This window comes from Desulfocucumis palustris, assembly GCF_002933875.1.
Classification (GTDB): Bacteria; Bacillota; Desulfotomaculia; order Desulfotomaculales; family Desulfocucumaceae; genus Desulfocucumis; species Desulfocucumis palustris.
Genome location: NZ_BFAV01000018.1, coordinates 17,372 through 37,296, shown reverse-complemented (window position 1 = coordinate 37,296; position 19,925 = coordinate 17,372). Strand labels below are relative to the sequence as shown.

The following is a 19,925-nucleotide window of genomic DNA, read 5'->3' as shown; positions in this document are numbered from 1 at the left end:
AGTTATATCCGCCATTATTCTTTAATAGTATTTTTTAAGCTATATTACAAAGACAAAATTTTTAAATGGAAAGGGGTGAGCTTTTTTGTCCGGGGAATTTAAAGGTGAAAACATGGGAGTCGGTCAGGAGCCGCATCACAACAGGTGGTGCGCTTTGCCGGAACCGTATCCGGAGCCCGGAGTGGTTCGGCCAAACCATTTTTATGCCATGCTTCTCTTGGAGGATTACGTGGGAACCGTCAGTGAGATGACCGCCGTCAACCAGTATTTCTACCACCATCTCACCTTTGAAAAATATGACGATTTGGCTGAACTTGAGATATGCATATCCATCGTAGAAATGCATCACCTGGAGCTTTTGGGTAAAACCATTAAACTGCTGGGTGTTGCCCCCGAGTTCAGGACACTGTCCAATAACCGGCCGGTTTACTGGAACGCCGCTTATGTTTATTATGGAAAAAATGTATGCGATAAATTAGCGGCGGATATTGCCGCTGAAAAAAAAGCCATTCAACAATACGGGCAGCATAAACAGCTGATCGACGATCCATATATTAAGGAATTGCTGGAGAGGATTATAAAGGATGAGGAATACCATCTGAAGTTATTCAGTGACGCTGCCGCCAAATACTGTCCGGGCATTAAATAGTTTAAAGTTGATGTGGCTTCCCTCCGCTTCGCCGCCCGGGGTGTGTTATGCTCATATTTCCCGGTAACAGGGAGAGTTTTTGCCATTTGCTGGCGATAAAAATAAAACACCCGCGGTTCCTTGCATGCCAAGGTTCGCGGGTGTTATTACGTATAGTACGGGCGTCTTTCGCAGCTTCAGCCGTCATACCGGATATGGCCCCGTAGGGGGGACACCTCCAGACGGTACCCCATTTTATATACGGTTTAGGTTATACTATAAACAATAAATCGTAAAAGAAGGTGCAATATGATGGAAATAGGGAAAATGCAGATATTGCAATTAAATAGAATGACTAAAACCGGGGCGTATCTGAATTGTAAAAACGCCAACGGCAAGGATGATGTTTTATTGCCCCAAAATGAGGTGCCGCGGGGATATGAAATAGGTGATCAAATAGAGGTGTTTGTTTATAAAAATTCCGAAGGCAAAACCATGGCCACGGTTACTAAACCGAAGCTTACAATTGGGGAATTGGGCCTTTTAAGAGTGGTGGGAACCACTAATTTTGGTGCTTTTTTAGACTGGGATCTGCAGAAGGATTTGTTGCTGCCCTTAAGGGAGCAGGTTGGCAAAATTGAAAAAGGGGACTTGTGCCTGGTGGGTTTATGCGTTAATAATAGCGGCAAAATATATGCAACCATGTATATATATGATATGCTGAGCACCCAATCGCCATATAAACAAAATGATATGGTCTCCGGTACTGTCTATGGCATAAATAAGGATATCGGAATTTTTGTGGCTGTGGACAATAAGTACCATGGGTTTATTCATAATAAAGAATTGTATAATAATTTTACCGTGGGTGACAATGTGGAGGCAAGAGTTAAAAGGGTTAGAGAGGATGGCAAGCTGGAATTAAGTTTGAGAAAGCAAGCTTACAATGAGATAGAGGGTGACGCGCTAAAAATTATGGATAGGTTAAGATTGGGCGGCGGTATTCTTTCAGTCAATGATAATAGCTCGCCCGAACACATAAAGGCGGAGTTAAACATGAGTAAAAGCGCCTTTAAAAGGGCTGTCGGCCGGCTTTTAAAAGAAGGAGCAATTAAAATTACCGAGGAAGGTATTGAGATGCTGTGGTAACACCGCCAAACGGAACCTGCCCGGCCCGCTGGCACCGAAATATTCAATAGCCTTTTTAAAGGAAGCCGGTATACCTTTCCACCGGCAGGGGGCCCGAGGTGGCGGCACCTTCAAAAAGGGTTATTTCCGGGGTCCTCTCCTTTATGTATTCTCCTGCTGCGGATAGTATTTCATCGGTGTTCACATAAACCCTCACATAGGGTTTATTGCCCAGGGTGGTTTGCAGGTAGCAGTATTCGCATTTGCCATGTTTTTAAAGGGACGCAAAAAACCCGCAATCTCTTGTATATCAAGGACTGCGGGTGTTATTATTTTGCACCTCCACTCGAGCAATCCAAACAAAGGGCTATTCTTGTGTGGTAAATAACTCGCGAAGATAATCCCGACGTCCGTGCAAAATTCGATGTATGATAATGGTATTGTCAATTATTCTGTAAAAGACAAGATATGGATGAACAACGATGAAGCGATATCCACGATTGACAAGGGTAAATTCTTCTTCCGACAATACCGAACCCATATTGGGAAACTCTGCAAGCCTGGTTATTCCAGTGTTTATTTTTTTTAGCAAAGTTTCTGCGCTGACAACATTATCCTTCGATATGTATGAAAAAATTTCATCCATATCATCTACTGCTATCGGAGTATATTTGATCTTATTCTTTTGTGGCATCGATCTTCCTCTGAATTCTTGCCATGACTTCATCGTGTTTAATCAATTGTTCCCCTTCAGCAAGCTGTTTTTCTGCAATCAGTAACTTAGATTGTAATTTAATACGAGCCTCCATTCGACGAAATGCCTCATGACTCATGACAACCAAGTCTGCTTCCCCATTACGCGTAAGCATTACCGGCTCGTCAAGCTCGTGGCAGTATTTGGAAAAGCCATTATAGTTTTGGCGAATTGTTGTGGACGGCTTAATATTCATTTGAATATAATCCTTTCAAATAGCATTATTATGACGATATTCTATCATATTAATTGTATGGATACAAGGTGAATGTTGTGGCTAACGCCAACCCGGCAAGATCTATGGAACATGAGATTTTTTGTCGAATATTAAGCACTTATTTATTGTCGGCTAAATTCACCTAACTTGCCACCCATATATGAAAATCGCACGTATACCCTCACATAGGGTTTATTGCCCAGGGTGGTTTGCAAGTAGCAGTATTCGCATTTGCCAAGGGACACAAAGAAACCGTAATCCCTTGTATATCAAGGATTGCGGGTGTTATTATATGTGTGAGCTACTTTGCATAATGTTATATACGCTCATATAAACTGATATTATTGGGTAGTACCAGCACTGCTGACACCTCTCGCAAGTTATATGGTATTATATGGGTAACCTGTTAATCAAGATAATCGTTTAAAAGTGGTGCTGAATTTGAAACCGGCAACAAAAAATTGGCTTGATCTTTCCCAGGAAGACAATGAGGTGGCCGGCCACCTTTTTATAAAAGGAAAGTAGCTACACTGTCTTTTCTTCTGTCAGCAGACCATTGAAAAAGCTTTAAAGGCCATATATCATGAGAAGTACAATAAAACGCCACCGAGGAAGCATGATCTAGAAGCCTTGGCTGATGCGGCAGGTTTATTACCCCAGTTTGATGAACGCCAGAAAAACTTGTTAGATGCGCTTTCGCTTTATTATATAGAGTCCAGGTATGCCGACGACAGAGAGGCCCTGGCTAAAAACTGCACTAAGTCGGTTACGGAGGCCCTACTCTAACAAACGGGGGAGATTTTTGAATGGCTAAAAAGCAATATGAAGTGAGTATAAAAAAATACCTGGAAGCCTTGAAGACCGAAAACATTCGGGTAAACAAGGTTATCCTTTACGGTTCATTGGCTGCCGGCACTGCTGATAAGGATAGCGACATTGATTTGGCCATCGTGTCTACGGATCTCGGGCGGGACCGGTTTAACGAATCACTTTTACTAAAAAAACTTACCCGGGGAATTGACCTGGATATTTCCCCTAGACCGTATTCGTTAGAGCAGTACCAAAAGGCCAAGCAGGGTGATTTCTTATATGATGAGATCATCCAAAAAGGGAAGACAGTTTACGAAGAGTAGCTATTCACGATAAAAGACGGGTTAGCCCTTAGGGATTATCCCGTCTTTTGAGTTGCTTAAAGTAATAAACTATTATTCTCTAGATTAGGATAGGGTGCTGGCACTACACCTTTATTGAAACCTGTCGTACTGCTTTTTCCTGGCATGTGCGCATAGCCGGGTATATATCCTGGTGTTTTTTGTATTATCGTGGCCCAGGAGATCCTGGATGCAGGTAAGTGGCATACCTTTTTCCGCTAGATGGGCCGCAAAGGTGTGCCGAAGTGTGTGTGGGGTAACTCTTATGTCTAGCAGCCTGTCTGTGAACTACTGTGTCCAATTAATGGTCACAACTGGGAAGGAGTAAATATGAAGGGTTTAATAATACTTCATCTCTCTGATTTACATTTCTCTAATGATTCATCTTATAAATACTCTGAATCATATCAAAAAGACATCCCTTTTGGGGATAGAATTAGTTTGGTTGAGAAGTTTTCAAAAGCTGTATTATCGTATTTAACTGATAGTAATTTTAAAAGAGATGAATTTAGAATAATAATGGTAATAACCGGTGATTTGATTAATAGAGGTGATTATGAATTTATAGATGAATGCACTAACGCTGTTTTTAGTATTGCTGAATCACTAGAAATAGCAGGTGAAGATATATTATCAGTACCAGGTAACCACGATATTAGTAGGGCACCAGGAAAGTATGAAGAATCAAGAAAACTGTTAACTTCATATTACAATAAAAATTATGGATTTAAAATTGATCCGAGCAAGCCTGAATACAAACAACCCATTATGGTTTTGAGAAAATATAACTTTAATAACTTTAATATTAATCTCGTGGGTTTTGATTCTACCAGATTAGATTTTGAGGGTAAAGAACCTGATGGTCAATGGGCCAGCGGTCTTGGTTATATAGGCAAAGACCAAAGAGATGACATGTTGCAGAAGTTAAAACAAATTAACGGTGACCATGGTTTAAATGAAGCATTGAATATAGCATTTTTTCATCATCACTTAATCCCCATTGAAAAAATAGAAAACATAAAAACAGATGGAATATATAGCGTAATGATTGATGCTAATGCATCGATAGAATGGCTTATGGAGAATAATTTCAGGATGGTATTACACGGGCACAAACATCAATTAGGAACAAAAGTTCTAAAAACAGTAGACTGTTGTCAAAGCGGTTGTCTTGATTCTGATAATAAATTAACCATAATGTGCGGTACGAGTCTATCCGTTAATAAAAATAACGTAAGCAATGGTTTTAATTTATTGGTTACTCAACCTGGTGTCATAGATTTTACATATTTTATCGATGAGGGTGAAGAATTTAAGCCGTTGGGAACACGTAGTTTGTACTGGGATTACAATTTGCATGTAAATTCTATTATAAAAAACATTGATAAGGTTGATTCGGATGAAGTAGCATGTTATATAAAGAACTTTTTACAATCAATAGGACTATACCCAAGGGATAATTTAAATAACGTTGATGGTGTTAATTTAAACAAAAAGATTATTGAACCTTTTCTAAGTATAGTAGGCAATTTTCTGAGAGAAGGCCATAAACTTATTAGTGATAAGTCTCCTAAAACTAGTATAATTGCAATGTCATGTTTGCTGAGTTTATTTGAAACCATCAAATTAATGAATGTATATAGTCATAAACATAAGGAGACAAGAAAAATATTTAGAGATGTGATGTTTGAATTGAGAAGATTGAATTTAATGATGCTTTACTTGGGAAAAAAAGAAGGCACAGTAAATCCATACATCACAGATCAAAAGAAGTATTACATAATGGCGCTTTCAGCCGTTAGTAGCAAAACCGGCAAAAAAATTGTTTTACTTAGACAGCATAAATCTATAGGATGGGATGTTTTTTTATTTCCAGCATTTACCTTTGCTGTGGCTGAGCCATTATTGAGCTTTTGTTCAGAATTAGGAATCGGTTATAATCGGGAACAGATAAGAACATTTTTTAATACCAAACATGATAGAATAGCACCATCGCCAACAACTGGTTTGTTAACTCATTATATATATGAAGTATACTTGGTAGAATTTAATCCAGATAAAGTTGATGTAGATAATTTATGTTCTATAAACCAAGAAGGACGATTGACGGAAATTAGTTCTCGTACATACCAATGGTTTACAGAAGAGGAGTGTAAGGACGAAGAAATGTTTATCCTAAATGGGGATATGATCGAGTTTATATGGTTAGAAATTCACAACAACTGGCAGGTAAGAGCTTTTAGAGAATTAAGAGTTAATAAATAATTTTTAAGGGAGAAATTATATTGAAATTTATTCCATTGTATTATGGCGACATGATAAAAACAGTTAATCCATATGGTTATGTTGGCGTATTAACATTATGGTCCAAGGTCGATTATGTGTGCCAAATCTTACAAAAAAATGGTTTGGATATGAGTCCAGAAACGTCGCCAATAGTTGCTATAGGTAACTTGTATGGAAATGGTATGAAGCATCTTTTAAGGAACCTGCTATATAATCCTCAAATAACGAATATTTTAGTATGTGGAAAGAATAGATCTAATTCTTTAGAAGAATTGCTAAGTTTTTTTAATAATGGAGTTGAAAATATAAATATCCTAGGTGTAGATGTAAAAAGAATTAAAGGGACTAGCAGAGTGCTTGATAATTTAATTGATAATTCATACTTTAAAAGAAACCCGGTTATCACCTATGTGGGGGATTTGACTAATAAAGAATCAATACAGGGCCTAATAGAATACTTTAAAAATTTACAAAAAAAATTAGATAGCAGCAAAATACCGCGAATTGAAATAGAATTGCCAATAGTATCGGTAGGGCATTTTCCAAGCAACCCAAGAAGTCATATCATAATAAAAAACACTCCTTTAGAGGCGTGGAAGGAATTGCTATTTACTATTATTAGATTTGGTCATGAGTCACAATTGAAAAAAGGTAAAAGAAAAGAACTGCAGAGTGTCAAGGTGGTTGTGGAGAATCCTATTGAAGAGTATAAATATTTATTAAGATGTGGGTTTGATATTTCTTTGATAAAGAAGTATCAAGATGAAATACTTAATTGTGAATCCTCTCCTAATGATACAAGCTATACTTATGGGCATAGAATTCGAAAATATTTTAATATTGATGGCTTGAGTGAGATAATTGCAAGGCTTAATTTAGATAGCCAGGATCGCAAATGTTATTTATCACTTTGGGATACAGAAAGAGACCTGTACCATGAGGAAGATGATAGCCCATGCATGGTGTCCCTTTATTTTCGGTTTTATGATGAGAAGTTAACGCTTACAGCCTCATTTAGGACCCATAACGCATTGGATGCTTGGTTAATAAATTTTTATGGTTTAATGGCTATATTGCGTTATGTTTGTGGTAAAACAGGTTTAAAAGAAGGCTCAATTACAGTAATTAGTCATTCTATATCAGTGAATATTGATGATTATGACAGGGCACAGATGATAGCAAATGAGCGGAGATATGAAATAGTTATGGACCCGAGTGGCTATTTTAACATAACCATTGAAAATAATAATATTGTTGTTAGGCATACTTTTAATGGTATAGTTATTGGTGAGTACAAAGGAACGAAAGCAGAAACTCTTCAACTTGAGATATACCGGAATAAGGCCGTTTCAGATATTGGGCATGCCATGTATCTGGGAAGAGAAATTGCCCGAGCCGAAATATGTCTAAAGAGAGGTGAGCTCTATACACAAAAATAGGTGTTGTGGTGTATACTTTCGGCGAACGTATTAAGAGAGAGGATATTCTTTATGACTGAATATGCCGGGTCAAACTGAACAGTTTGACCGCTGAGATTGAACAGTGTCTCCGTTTGAAACTGTACACCTTTTCCGGCAAAGTTGAACACCGGATATGGCCATTGCATAAGTCAGCCTGACGGCTGATGAGGGCTCTGCCCTCAAACTCACGAGGTTTATCGCTTATCGAAAGTTTTACATTATCTAAAGTTCACTCCAAAATAAACGTATATAGTTCAAAAACAGGTAAACAACTTTTCATAATGTATTATCTCCTTGAATTAAATTTCAAGGAGGTACATTATGTACCCAGCATTTCCGGCCCATTTACCGGGCAAGTAGAAGCCGCAAGGAAGTTAATGGAAGAAAAGAGGGTATGCTAAAAAGACTGTTGAGAATTACAGAGGAGTTTGGCATCATCTTCTTAAGTATGTCGACAGCAAAGGCATAACAGTATGCACTGGCGAATTGATAACTCAATTCGCAAAATCCTGGTATGGCATAGAAGACATCTTTCATCCAACAACGGACCGGGAGAAGTATTATGCCCGAATCCTCCTTTGCCTATACGATTTATTCAGCAAAAATTGGTGGATTACTCACCGAACATATGGACTGGTAAGACAATTTCAAACCAAATCTTTTGCGTCTGCATACGACAGCTATACCGCCTGGCTTGGCGGGAAAACGTTGAAGCAAGGTAGTATTTCGTTAAAGCAGCAGAACATCAGGCATCGCTGAAGAAGAACAGATTAGCGACATTTATAAATTAAGCCAAGTAACCGTTCTAAAATATCTTGAATCCAAGAGGGATTTCAGCACCTCAGGATGCATAAACATTGGTATTCTCTTATAATGCTCTTCAAGCTGGTAATCTCCAGTTCTTTTATTAAAATTATATTTTTACACCAAGTACTTCACCCGTGAACCTGGAAAATTTCTTTCCAGTTCCCTGCTGAACAGGGAATCCATCTCCTGAAGCCGTTCCTTTGGATAAACATATTTTCCGTAACCGAACTGACCATATTTAAATTTCCTCTCCTCCTCCTCCAGGGGCAGGCCGGAGTCCGGAAATACCTCCAAAAGCCTTTTTTTGGCCCTGGCGGTGAAGCGGTGGCTGATCAGCTCGAAGGTGATATTGCTTTCAGCGGCATCACCCAGGGCTTTTTTCAGGTTATGGATAAGTCCGGTGTAATCCTCCTCCCAGCCTGGGTAGATAATGATGGGAGCTATTAAAAATCCCAGCGGATAGCCCGCTTCCGCCACCTTGCGGGCTGCTTCAATGCGCTCCGCCGCCGGAGGGGTGTCGTGCTCGTATTTTCTTATTACATGGGGCGTGTTGATGCTAAAGCGAAACCGGGTGTGGCCGTTGTGCCGGGCGTCCAAAAGGCTCTCCACCTCGGTAAATTTGGTGACGAAGCGAAACCTGCCCAGCTCGCTGTTCCCGAAATATTCAATGGCCTTTTTAAGGGAGCCGGTATACCTTTCCACCGGCAGGGGATCGGAGGTGGCTGCCCCTTCAAAAATTGTTATTTCCGGTGCCCTCTCCTTTATATATTCTCCCGCCGCGGACAGTATTTCATCGGTGTTTATGTACACCCTCACATAGGGTTTGTTGCCCAGGGTGGTTTGCAGGTAGCAGTATTCGCATTTGCCGGAGCAGCTGGTGGAAAGAGGCAGCTGGTAATGGGCCGAGGGTTTGCAGCTTTCGAATTTAAGGGTGCGCCTTACTCCCACCACCAGGGTTCTTTTTGCTTCCAAATATGATTCCTGGGGTGTTTTGCCGGGTATTCCCGAGACCCGGTTATGGCTGCCTATAATTTGCACGGGTATGTTTATTTTTTTGAAGTGCTGGTGTAAATTCTTTCCCGTTGTGTATTGAAGAGAGTCTTTTTCAAAAAAGACTCTCTTTGGCGTAAACGGCATAATATCACCCTTGTTTATTATGCGTTGCGCCGGCCTGTTTATACCGGGCGGCAGGCTTTCGTCAAAGGCTTGCCCGCCGCCTTTGTCCGCTCCTGGCGGGGTTTATGACGGTTTACAGGCGGGGATGTTGCAAAGGGCTGCGGATGCTTTTCCCTGGCCGGGCGAAAAAAACGCCAGGGCGTGCCGGCATAATTAATTTACTAAATTAATAGTTTATGTATAGTGTAAAAAAGTGTTGTTAAATATAAAATTTTAGTTATAATAAAATAAATAAAGAGGATATTACAGTTTAGCTAAATTATTAGAAAACGGCCAGGAAGATTTTGCAAAGTCTTTATGCCGGGGCTGGGGTAATGAAGGCTATTGTAAATTTTCAGAATTTGGCAAATATTAAATCATACTGCTAAAAAAATTTAGGAGTTCACCATGCGTAAATCCTTTACTTTACTAAAAATAAAAAATATGACCGTGAAAAACCGTATCCTGCGCTCGGCTACCATGGAAAATATGGCGGATCCGGAGGGTTTTGTAACCGGCGAAATATTAAAGCTGTACTCCGGTTTGGCCGGCGGCGGAACAGGACTGATTGTTACCGGGGCCTGCGCGGTGGAAAAGAGCGGCAGGGTATGGGACAGGCAATTGTCGGCCTGGGATGACAAATACATAAAAGGTTTGGAGCAAATCGCCGAAGTTGTGCGCCGGTACGGCAGCGGCTGCAAATGCGCGGTGCAGCTGCATCATGGCGGGGTTTCGGGCTACGGCTATTCCTATGGGGCCCAAGGCACCCGCCATGCTCTGAGTGATTTAACCGGGGAAGAAATTAAAGGCGCCATAAAAGCCTTTGGCGAAGCCGCCCTTAGAATTAAAAAGTCCGGCTTTGATGCAGTGGCGGTGCACGGAGCTCATGGTTATCTAGTCAGTCAGTTCCTGTCACCCGTAACCAACAACCGCACTGATCAGTGGGGCGGCGGCCTTAATAACAGAATTCGTTTTGCCCTGGAAGTCTGTTATGCCGTCAGGGAAAAAACCGGTGAAGAAATGCCTCTGTTGTGGAAAATCAATTGCGACGATTATATCGAAGGCGGACAGGGCATTGAGGAGTACGGGGAGGCGGCCCGCAGGCTGGCCGAAGCAGGGGTTGATCTTGTTGAAATAAGCGGTGGCTTAAAAGACCAGGTAAAACTGCGGGCCGGGCTTAAACACCAGGCTGGTGGCGGTGAGGCCTATTTCAGGCACGCGGTGAAGCCCTTTAAAGAGGCCCTGGGGGAAAAGCCTCTGGCTGTTACCGGGGGTATCCGGTCGTTGCAGGTAATGGAGGAATTGTTGAATGAAGGGGCGGATTTAGTGGGCATCAGCCGCCCGCTGATTTTTGAGCCTGATTTGCCTTCCAGGTTTCTCGCCAATTCAAAACAAAAAACAGCCGGTTGCGTCTCCTGCAATAAATGCCTGCTGGGCATAGCCGGCGGCCCTTTGAGGTGCGTGGAATTCAACAAATAGCACTGGACTGGGAAATAAAATATTTCATTAAAAAGGAGGGCGGCTTATATTCATTGGAACAGTATCAATAATCCGGTTTGTATCGATTATTTTAATCCGATTTAGAATGGGAGGCAGTAAATATGGCACAATCCTTTTGTAATGTTGTTTTGGATACCCTGCCCGCCACCGGAGCCAGGCTGGAGGTGCTGTTCAGACAGGCGGGCGACGGTTTTCTGCAGGTTGAATACGGCAGGGAGCAAAGGGCCAATCTGCAGGATTCCTTCAGGACCCAGGTAATTAATGATATTATACTGTCTAAAAATCTCCTGGGGTTGATTGAAACAGTTCCCGGCATCCGCACCAATTTATTTCATTTCGACCCGGAAGAGCTTTCCATGCTTAATCTTATCGATTTAATAAAGGAAGCCGAGGAATCTGTCAAGTCCATTGATGACATTGTGGTGGAGTCGCGGCTGATTCACCTGCCCATCGCCTTCGAGGACGGCGAAACCAAAAAAGCCGTGGAGAAGTATTTAAAGGAAGTAAGGCCGGAAGCCCCCAACGTGATAAACGGCTATAACCTGGAATACATAGCCATGTGCAACGGTGTTACCGTGGACCAGGTGAAAAATATGCTGCTGGGGACTGACTGGTACAATAGCGGCGGCGGCTTCTGGCCCGGCGGAGCCTTTTTCTGGCCCATGGACCCCAGGTGCGCCATCGTGGTTCCTAAATACAACCCGCCAAGAACCTGGACTCCGGAAGGAGCCGTGGGCATAGGGGGGCCCTGCGTGTTCACTTACACCACCCCCACCGGCGGCGGTTATCAGCTGTTCGGCAGAACAATACCCACCTTCCAATTCAGTCAGAAGCACCCCTTGTTTAAAAGCAGCCCCTTTCTCTACAAATCCGCGGACAGAATCCGCTTCCACGAGGTCACTGAAGCGGAAATTCTGCATATCTACGAGCACGTGCACGACAAAACCGACTACCAGTATCAAATTGAGGAAGGCCGGATACTGGTCAAGGACTATCTTAAATTTTACAATTCCGAAGAGGTGCAAAGGGGCGCCCTGGAATTTCAGGCCAAACAAAGGGAAGGCACCAGGAGGGCGCCGAGGATTTAAGCTTCTTAATTAACTGGATGGGAGGAATAAGCATGTTAAAGGTTATCAACCCCGGAATAGAGGTTATCGTTGAAGACTGGCCGGGACGGCTGGGCTATCTGGGCAAGGGCATGGCTCCCTCCGGGGCTCTGGACAATGTCGCCCTGGGACTGGCCAACCTGCTGGTGGGCAACCCCCACGGGGAGGCCGGAATAGAAATTGCCGGGGGTTACTTTGAGGCGGAATTCGGGGCGGATGCCGTAATAGGCATTGCGGGCTCGGATATGCAGCCCGCCGTCAACGGTCAGCCGGTTCCCATGTGGGAATCCATTAAGGTGGGCAAGGGAGATAAAATTAAATTCAGCCACTTCGGCAATTACGGCTTCAGAACTTATCTGGCCGTGGCCGGGGGGATTGATGTTCCGGTTTACCTGGGCAGTAAATCCACCTGCATTTTCGGCAGCTATGGCGGTTATCACGGAAGAAAATTGCAGGCCGGGGATGTGCTGGATTTCGGCAAGCCGGCCCGGGGTCTGGAAGGCCTTGGCGGCAGGAAGATAAAAAAAGAGGCTATTCCGGAATATGCCCGGGAGTGGGTTTTAAGGGCTGTCCCGGGGCCGAACACCTGCCCGGACTACGTTACCGAAGAGGGAATGAATTATCTGTTCAGCAGCGCCTTTAAGATTCAGCACAGCTCCAACCGCTCCGCCTACCGTCTGCAGGAGCTTAAAGAAGGGTTCTTTGCCCGGGAGGACGGCGGCGTGGGCGGCAGCCACCCCTCAAATATAGTGGACCACGCCTATGCCATGAGGGGCGCTCTGAACATTTGCGGCAACACTCCCGTGCTCCTGATTGGGGACGGCCCCACCCTGGGCGGCTACATGTGCGTTCTGTCAGTGATCAACGCCGATCTCTGGAAAGTGGGCCAGGGCACACCCTCCCGGGATTACATCAGGTTCGAGCTCTGCACCCGGGAGGAGGCCGTCATGGCCAGAAAAGACCAAAGGGCTTTATTCAACGAGGAATCCCTGGCCTAAATTGCAATTTGGAGGATGACAAAGTGGATATCAATGTAGATATGGGAGAAAGTTTTGGACGTTACAACCTTGGCAACGATGCCGAAGTAATGAAATATATCACTTCCGCCAATGTCGCCTGCGGGTTTCATGCCGGCGACCCCCTGGTAATCAGTGAAACAGTGCAGCTGGCAAAAAAATACGGGGTGGCCGTGGGAGCCCATACCGGCCTTCCCGATAAGCAGGGGTTCGGGCGCAGGAGAATGGATATCACCCCGGAGGAGTTAAAGTCCGACACCCTGTACCAGCTGGGGGCGCTGGACGCCTTTTTAAAGGTCGCCGGCATGCAAATGCGGCATGTTAAGCCGCACGGAATTCTTTACCGCATGGTGGCCGAGGACGAAAGGTATGCTGATGCATATCTTGAAGCAGTTTCTTTGTTCAACCCCAAACTTTATATCTTTGTCCAGGGAAATACTTTAATCTGGGAGCGGGGAAAAAGGATGGGGCTTAATATGGCCGCCGAAATACTGGTGGACCTGGATTATGACGACGACGGCAACTGGATGCTGGAGCGCAAAAAAAAGCCCCGCTCCCCCGAAGAAGTTGCCGGGCGGGCCGTGATGGTGGCCAGGGAAGGGCGGATAACCACCATTAGCGGCAGCGAAATAAGCGCCCGGGCGGACACCATCTGCTGCCACGGCGATTCCCCCAATGCCGCTGAGGTGGTTAAAAAAATTAAAGAAGAGTTTGAAAGGCTGGGTATACCGTTTTACCGGATTGGCAAGGCGCCTGAAAATTAATGACGAGGTAAAGGAGGACTTTTGGGGATGGAAAAGACAATTAACGCGCACATGCCGGGTTTGGTGGCCCGGGTTGTGGTTAAAGAGGGTGAAAGTGTTGTCAAGGGGCAGGAGGTTGCCGTGATTAACTGCATGAAAACGGAGCTTTCGGTGGAATCTCCCTATGACGGCACTGTCAAGAAAATTCTGGTGGCCGAGTGGGATGAGATGGAAGTGGACAAGCCCATGATAATTCTGGAGTAAGGGCGAGTAGAGGATAATATGATCAAAAAACTGCTTATAGCCAACAGGGGAGAAATAGTTCCCAGAATAATAAGAACCTGCCATAAACTTGGCATTGAAACTGTTGCCGTTTACTCCGAGGCCGACAAAAATGCCTTTTATTTGCAGCTGGCTGACGAGGCCCGCCTGATCGGCCCGGCCAACCCTGTTAAAAGCTATCTTAACATTGATGCCATAATCGACGCGGCTGAAAAATCCGGAGCCGACGCGGTGCACCCGGGATACGGTTTTTTGTCGGAGAACGCATCCTTTGCCGGAGCCGTGGCTTCAAGCGGCAGGACCTGGGTGGGGCCGTCGCCGGAGGTGCTTAAGGCCATTGAATCCAAATGCTATTGCCGGGACCTGGCCACTAAAATTGACGTGCCGGTGGTGCCGGGAACCGTAAAGCCCGTGCAGGATCCCGACGAGATCCGCCGGTTCGGCTTCCAGTTCGGGTTTCCGATAATTCTTAAACTGGACAAGGGCGGGGGCGGCAAGGGCATTGAAATCATCAGCGGCCAGGGGCAGGGCCAGGTCAGGCAGGCCTACGAAAGGCTGTCCCGCATCGGCCAGCTAGCCTTTGCCTCCTCCGACTGCTACATTGAAATAAAGGTGGACCAGCCCCGGCATATAGAAATTCAATTTATGGCGGACGGTCACGGAAACATTGTTTGCCTGGGCGAACGGGAGTGCTCCATTCAAAGGCGCTACCAGAAGATTATCGAGGAATCCCCCTCAACCGTGGTAACGGAAAATGACAGAAAAAACCTTTATCAATATACCACCGGACTGGTTCGGGCCATGAATTACCAGGGTGCCGGCACCATGGAGTTTTTAAGGGCCGGCGACGGAAAATATTTTTTCATGGAGATCAACGCCAGGCTGCAGGTTGAACACCCTGTAACGGAATTTGTGGCCGGACTGGATATCGTGGAGTGCCAGTTGAGAATTGCCTCGGGCGGCCGGCTTGAAGTCGACCAGGACGACATCCGGTTAAGCGGTCATGCCGTTGAAGCCAGGGTTTACGCCGAAGATCCGGCAACATTTTTCCCTTCTCCGGGACAGATCACCAAACTGCGCTTTCCCCCCGGGGATGCGGAGTGGTTGCGGATCGACCATGCCCTGGAGGAGGGCGGAGTGGTCCCGCCTTATTATGACCCTCTGCTGGCCAAAGTGATCACCTGGGGCCGTTCCCGTTCGGAAGCAGTGCAACTGCTGAAAGACACTCTGTCCAGCTTCGACATTCAGGGTGTCAAAACAACAATTCCCATCAATCTGGATATCATCAGCAGTTCCGAATTTATCGAGGGTTCGTTTAATACCTCGTTTATAGAAAAAATCCAACAAAAAAAGAATTAAGGGGTGGTTTGCGTGAAAAGCCGAATACCAATTGAAATCGTGGTTGCCGTACTGGCGGCAATATCCTGCCTGGTTACCCTGCCGCAATTGGGCTTGCCCGTATGGGCGCTGTTCATAGCCTGGGCCTGGTATTTCGCCCTGGGCGCCACCCCGGCCGTGTTTAAGAGCGTATATCCCGCCGCTTTTGCAGGGGCTGTTCTGGCCGCGGCGTGTATCTGGCTAATCGGCGCGTTTATGGGCATCATGTCCCTGATGCCGGCCATGATGCTGGCCGTATTTATAACGGTTCTTTTGCTGATGCTGGTGCTGAGGCTGCCCGTCACCAGCTGCGGCCTGGCCGCCTTTAACGGTTATTCCTGCGTTTTTGCCACCTATTATGGGGGGTTCTTTCACAAGACCGGGTCCGCCGAAATGGACATATTGATAGCCTTCGGGTTTTCCATCGCGGCCAATCTGCTGGGGCCGGTGTTCGGCTACCTGAGCATTTACTTCACCTTTCCCCGGCAGGAAGAAAAGAAAGCTGAAGACCCGGGGATGTAGCTTGTTTTATGAGCAAATGCATCAAATATGCTGAAAATGTTATATTAAGCAATAGGACCTGTGCAAACGGGTCTTATTGCTTTCTTTCCATCTTAATTAGCGGCGCCAATGGGGTCTGCCAATGATATTATTGGTTAACCCCGCGCATTGTTTGCAATGGAATAATTCTTAATTTCCGGAAGGAACTTGTAAATAATATGTCGTATTTTAATCAGATGGCCTGCCGGGGCTTTTTATATATCCGGGCACTGTGGGGCAGGGCGGCAAATGTCCGGGATTTAACATTAAATAACGATAAAGGTTGTTGCTGAAAATGCTTGGGGAGAACATACGCAAAGTAAGAAAAAATAAAAAATTAAAATTAAAAGAGCTGGCGGATAAAACAGAACTCTCAATCAGCTATTTGAGTCAGGTTGAACTGGGTAAGATTGAACCTTCTCTTACCGCCCTGCGTAAAATTAGTAAGGCTTTGGACAGGCCTGTCTTTTCTTTTTTATTGGAAGAAGGGGATTTTAGAAATAATGTGATAAGAAAAGACGAGAGAAAAATTTTTAAAGCCGCCGAAACCTCGATTAGTTTGCAGTTGTTAACACCTGATGTCAGCGGGCAATTGGAGATGATTTATTGGGAAGTGGAAGCGGGTGATTACAGCTCGCCCGAACTTCTGTCACATATTGGCGAAGAATGTACCTTTGTAATTTCCGGCAAGGGTAATTTTGAATTTGAAAATGGTTCGGTATTGCTGGAAGCCGGTGATAGTATTTATATTCCCAAAAGAGTGGCGCATAGAACGTACAATCCCGGTCCCGACTTATATGTGGCAATAACGGCTATTACGCCGCCTTCGTTCTAACGCCGGCCAATACGGAAAATTTTAAATGACGGAACCGGCGGAAAGCCCGAGTTGGACCGCTAAATGCACTTTTTGGCTTTAAAAAGGGGAATACTGATGACCCGGTTCCATAATATGACGTTAATTTGCGCCCAAACCACCGGAGAGGATTTTGGACTGCCATACGAAAGTATTCAGGCAAAGCGTTGAAGAGTTATTTGCCGGACAGTATTAACTAAATGGCTTAATTGGAAAAGCCCGGGGTAGAACCGCACCCCGGGTTTTATTTTATCTCGCTAACAGCCTGTAAAACCCCATTCTTGAAGGTAGGGGATAAACAGGCAACCCCTTTCGAACCCAAGGCTCACTTATATTGTGCAAAATGAATGGAACTTTACTGTGGGTTAAGGCGTCAATTATTTTGAAAACATAAAGAAGGGAGCTATCTCATAGTTTTTCTTTAGAATCTAATTCTATCCGCATAAGAAAGGGGAAATATAAATTGAAGAAAATTTTTCTGTTATTTTCAGTGTTTGTTTTATTATTGATGCCCGGGGCGGTTTTTGCCGAAACCCCATTTAGTGATGTCGGCAAGCATGAAGCTGCGGCGGATATTGAAGCTTTATACAAAAAGGGTATAATGGCGGGCGTGGCAAACAATAAATTTAACCCCGATGAATATGTTACCAGGGCGCAATTAGCAGTGTGCCTGGTTAAGACCTTCGGTTTGAATTATGATAATTTGAACTTTGTTAAAAAACCTGTTCCATCTGATTTATATGATGATGTTGAAGCTGAGCAATGGTATGGTGAAGCCTCGATGATTATTGGCTATAATAATATTTTCAAAAGCGATGGGAGAAAGTTTCAGCCTGATAAAGTTGTTACAAGAATGGATGTGGCAAGTTCCCTGGCCGACTCTTTCAAAGCCGGGAATCTGTCGGTTATAACGACATTAATGGCGCCAACTTATTCTGATATGGATAATTTGACAAAAAAAGAAATGTCCGATATTAATTTCGTATTTAATACAAGTATAATGAGGTATGAAGGCAGTCAATTCAGACCTGGCAATAAAATAACCAGAGCTGAATTGGCGACCATTTTAAATCAAACATTAAAAACCATAGAAACTGCCAAATCCTAAAAGCAAAAACAGGAGACCTTCTGTTGTTGTGATATTACTGCTAAAGCACATAAAACACGTCTTTAAACAAGATAATGTTATGGAGTCGGTGTGATAGCAGGCGGTACCGCCGGGCACAGTGAGCTTATACACCCGGCGGGAGACCACCCGGAAAAGTGGGAAAATCGGCTTTTTGTTTATAGCCTGTAAGATTACAGGCATCCTGTTTAAAATATGCCCCCAAATAAGACGGATGCCGCAGCTGCCAAAAGCTGCCGGGAATCATGCCAATACTAATTATTATGCGGGGCATTTGGGGTCTGTTGGTAAAAGATACTGAACGGAGTGTAGCGGCAGCTGAAAACAGCCGGCTGAAAACTAACCCCGGGGCAGGAAGAGGTATTCTATTTCTTTAAGGCAGTTTAAATCCTCCAGGGGATTTCCCCTTACGGCTATCATGAAGGCTTTATTTCCGGGCTCTATCCTGCCAATCTCCCGGAATCCCGATATTGCGGCTCCGGCGGAGGTGGCGGCTTTCAAAATCACTTCCTCGGATAACCCTGCCTCCCGGTACAGCATCATCTCCTCCAGATAACCTGCGCCGTGGGGTACCCCGCCGGCTCCGGCGTCGGTGCCCACCCCCAGCGGCACCCCCATTTCCACAGCCATAGCCAGCATTTTTTGCTGCCGGCGATAGGTGTTTTCTATTATTTCTATCTGTTCGGGGGAATAGCTTTTCCGTCTGTCACCCTTAACCTGGTTGGCCACCGGAACCAGGGTGGGAATCCAGGAGATTCCTTTTTCAGCCATCTCCTCCAGGGAAGCCCGGCTGATAAAATAACCGTGCTCCACTGAATTAACCCCGGCCCTTACGGCAAGTTTAACCGCCTGCTCGGAACTGGCGTGGGCCATCACCGGCAGTCCGTATTCCCGGGCCAGGTCAACGATGTTATTTAACTCCCCCTGGGAAAACTGCAGTTCCCCCACCCGGCCATAGCAACTGAAACTAACCACCCCGGAAACCAATACCTTAATCTGGTCGGCCCCGGAGGCGGCCAGCCTTCGTATGGAATCCGGCAGCTGGCAGGGTATGTAGCCCGGACCCAGGAAGGAGCCGTATTTGCCCTTTTTACCGATGGCCCACCCGCTGCACTTTATATGAGGCCCGGGGAAATTGCCCCTGGCAATTTCATTTCTGTGCCTGAGGGTTAACCCTTTTAAATCCCCGCCGTCCCTGACACCGGCAATTCCCTTGGCTAAAGCGCCTGAAAGGTTTTCATTCACCAGTTCCGTAAATTCAGCTCTATTTTCCCAACGGGCCAGGGAGTCGTTGAAATCCCGGCCATCCAGCGCCAGGTGCACATGGCAGTCCACCAGACCGGGCAACAGGGTGCAGTGGGATAAATCCACAACTTCCATATGGCGGGGGCCGTCATTTGTTCTGCCGGAGGGATTCAGCCGGTCAAAATCCGCCGGGCTTGCTCCGGGGGATTCCCCGCCTTTTCTATTCGGCTCAATGGAATAAACCCTTTGTCCCTCTATGTAAATGTCAACCCTGTCCCGGACCCGGCTTCCGGTGCCGTCAAAAAGACTACCTGCCTTGACGATGATGTGCTTTCCTGTGGTTAGACCGAGTATTTTCATATGGATTTCCAACCCCCGGGAGAAAACTTTTGTGATATTTTATCACGGAAACTAATTGAACAGTATTAAAAAACATTTTAATCATTAATCATCGGGCCTCGCTGCTTCCTGGAAAAGGTAATTGCAGTTGTAAAATAATGCGTTAAAAATTCAGATTTGTTTGTAAATGCTGTTGTAATGCTTACAGGGCT

The 19,925-nt window shown here is 45.0% G+C and carries 21 protein-coding genes and 1 pseudogene; 15 read left to right on the top strand and 7 right to left on the bottom strand.

The genetic code is table 11. The annotated features are described in order from the left end of the window. The first annotated feature begins 85 nt into the window (after positions 1-85). Positions 86-649 (top strand): ferritin-like domain-containing protein, encoded by a 564-nt coding sequence (locus DCCM_RS01265; protein ID WP_231702592.1) that lies wholly within the window; start codon positions 86-88, stop codon positions 647-649. 288 nt (positions 650-937) lie between these two features. Further along, on the top strand, positions 938-1,777 hold the full coding sequence (locus DCCM_RS01260) for a CvfB family protein (RefSeq protein WP_104370656.1): 840 nt from the start codon (positions 938-940) through the stop codon (positions 1,775-1,777). Positions 1,778-1,832: 55 nt separating this feature from the next. Here DCCM_RS01260 and DCCM_RS19660 read toward each other — a convergent pair whose 3' ends face one another. The 4 genes from DCCM_RS19660 to DCCM_RS19655 form a co-directional block, all read right to left on the bottom strand. Next, positions 1,833-1,973, bottom strand: a complete 141-nt coding sequence (locus tag DCCM_RS19660; RefSeq protein WP_373855382.1) for a spore photoproduct lyase family protein — start codon at positions 1,971-1,973, stop codon at positions 1,833-1,835. Between the two features lie 150 nt (positions 1,974-2,123). Then, the gene (locus tag DCCM_RS01250) at positions 2,124-2,450 is read right to left on the bottom strand and encodes a type II toxin-antitoxin system RelE/ParE family toxin (RefSeq protein ID WP_104370655.1); all 327 of its coding nucleotides are present in this window, start codon (positions 2,448-2,450) and stop codon (positions 2,124-2,126) included. Continuing rightward, a complete protein-coding gene (locus DCCM_RS01245) occupies positions 2,434-2,706 on the bottom strand; it encodes a type II toxin-antitoxin system Phd/YefM family antitoxin (RefSeq protein ID WP_104370654.1) in 273 nt (90 codons plus the stop codon). Before DCCM_RS01245 ends, DCCM_RS01250 begins: the two co-directional genes overlap by 17 nt. Positions 2,707-2,849: 143 nt before the next feature. Beyond that, a complete protein-coding gene (locus tag DCCM_RS19655) occupies positions 2,850-2,972 on the bottom strand; it encodes a spore photoproduct lyase family protein (RefSeq protein ID WP_373855381.1) in 123 nt (40 codons plus the stop codon). A 298-nt stretch (positions 2,973-3,270) separates the two neighbouring features. Between DCCM_RS19655 and DCCM_RS19650 the strand changes: the two are divergent. Together DCCM_RS19650 and DCCM_RS01235 are read left to right on the top strand one after the other, a co-directional pair. Then, positions 3,271-3,513 (top strand): annotated as a pseudogene (locus DCCM_RS19650) (HEPN domain-containing protein); the annotation flags it as partial. A 20-nt stretch (positions 3,514-3,533) separates the two neighbouring features. After that, positions 3,534-3,860: a nucleotidyltransferase domain-containing protein gene (locus DCCM_RS01235; RefSeq protein ID WP_104370652.1), complete on the top strand. Its 327-nt coding sequence runs from the start codon at positions 3,534-3,536 to the stop codon at positions 3,858-3,860. A gap of 111 nt (positions 3,861-3,971) precedes the next feature. On the opposite strand, the gene DCCM_RS19645 is transcribed toward DCCM_RS01235, so the two are convergent. Further along, complete coding sequence (locus tag DCCM_RS19645; RefSeq protein ID WP_373855383.1) at positions 3,972-4,145, bottom strand: tyrosine-type recombinase/integrase; 174 nt, start codon at positions 4,143-4,145, stop codon at positions 3,972-3,974. A 63-nt stretch (positions 4,146-4,208) separates the two neighbouring features. Here DCCM_RS19645 and DCCM_RS01225 point away from each other — a divergent pair, with 63 nt between their 5' ends. Continuing rightward, on the top strand, positions 4,209-6,143 hold the full coding sequence (locus DCCM_RS01225; RefSeq protein WP_104370650.1) for a metallophosphoesterase family protein: 1,935 nt from the start codon (positions 4,209-4,211) through the stop codon (positions 6,141-6,143). A gap of 20 nt (positions 6,144-6,163) precedes the next feature. Continuing rightward, entirely contained in the window at positions 6,164-7,603 is a 1,440-nt protein-coding gene (locus DCCM_RS01220) for a thymidylate synthase (protein ID WP_104370649.1), read from the top strand. 942 nt (positions 7,604-8,545) lie between these two features. Here the strand turns inward: DCCM_RS01220 and splB are convergent. Next, positions 8,546-9,568: a spore photoproduct lyase gene (gene splB / locus DCCM_RS01215; RefSeq protein ID WP_104370648.1), complete on the bottom strand. Its 1,023-nt coding sequence runs from the start codon at positions 9,566-9,568 to the stop codon at positions 8,546-8,548. 426 nt (positions 9,569-9,994) lie between these two features. Between splB and DCCM_RS01205 the strand changes: the two genes are divergently transcribed. From DCCM_RS01205 to DCCM_RS01165, 9 genes are all read left to right on the top strand, one after another. Beyond that, on the top strand, positions 9,995-11,065 hold the full coding sequence (locus DCCM_RS01205; RefSeq protein WP_104370646.1) for an NADH:flavin oxidoreductase: 1,071 nt from the start codon (positions 9,995-9,997) through the stop codon (positions 11,063-11,065). A gap of 122 nt (positions 11,066-11,187) precedes the next feature. Continuing rightward, positions 11,188-12,174 (top strand): carboxyltransferase domain-containing protein, encoded by a 987-nt coding sequence (locus DCCM_RS01200; RefSeq protein ID WP_104370645.1) that lies wholly within the window; start codon positions 11,188-11,190, stop codon positions 12,172-12,174. Positions 12,175-12,206: 32 nt separating this feature from the next. Next, positions 12,207-13,190 carry a 5-oxoprolinase subunit C family protein gene (locus DCCM_RS01195; protein ID WP_104370644.1) on the top strand — a complete coding sequence of 328 codons (984 nt, stop codon included), beginning with the start codon at positions 12,207-12,209 and terminating at the stop codon, positions 13,188-13,190. 23 nt (positions 13,191-13,213) lie between these two features. Further along, the gene (locus DCCM_RS01190; protein ID WP_104370643.1) at positions 13,214-13,972 is read left to right on the top strand and encodes a 5-oxoprolinase subunit PxpA; all 759 of its coding nucleotides are present in this window, start codon (positions 13,214-13,216) and stop codon (positions 13,970-13,972) included. Positions 13,973-13,999: 27 nt separating this feature from the next. Next, a complete protein-coding gene (locus DCCM_RS01185; RefSeq protein WP_104370642.1) occupies positions 14,000-14,215 on the top strand; it encodes an acyl-CoA carboxylase biotin carboxyl carrier protein subunit in 216 nt (71 codons plus the stop codon). 18 nt (positions 14,216-14,233) lie between these two features. Beyond that, positions 14,234-15,592 carry an acetyl-CoA carboxylase biotin carboxylase subunit gene (locus DCCM_RS01180; protein WP_104370641.1) on the top strand — a complete coding sequence of 453 codons (1,359 nt, stop codon included), beginning with the start codon at positions 14,234-14,236 and terminating at the stop codon, positions 15,590-15,592. A 12-nt stretch (positions 15,593-15,604) separates the two neighbouring features. Beyond that, complete coding sequence (locus DCCM_RS01175; RefSeq protein ID WP_165791973.1) at positions 15,605-16,132, top strand: DUF1097 domain-containing protein; 528 nt, start codon at positions 15,605-15,607, stop codon at positions 16,130-16,132. 313 nt (positions 16,133-16,445) lie between these two features. Then, positions 16,446-16,985 carry a helix-turn-helix domain-containing protein gene (locus DCCM_RS01170; RefSeq protein ID WP_104370639.1) on the top strand — a complete coding sequence of 180 codons (540 nt, stop codon included), beginning with the start codon at positions 16,446-16,448 and terminating at the stop codon, positions 16,983-16,985. Positions 16,986-17,466: 481 nt separating this feature from the next. Continuing rightward, positions 17,467-18,111 (top strand): S-layer homology domain-containing protein, encoded by a 645-nt coding sequence (locus DCCM_RS01165; protein WP_104370638.1) that lies wholly within the window; start codon positions 17,467-17,469, stop codon positions 18,109-18,111. A gap of 357 nt (positions 18,112-18,468) precedes the next feature. Here DCCM_RS01165 and DCCM_RS01155 read toward each other — a convergent pair whose 3' ends face one another. Beyond that, positions 18,469-19,734, bottom strand: a complete 1,266-nt coding sequence (locus DCCM_RS01155; protein ID WP_104370636.1) for a metal-dependent hydrolase family protein — start codon at positions 19,732-19,734, stop codon at positions 18,469-18,471. Positions 19,735-19,925 lie beyond the last annotated feature (191 nt).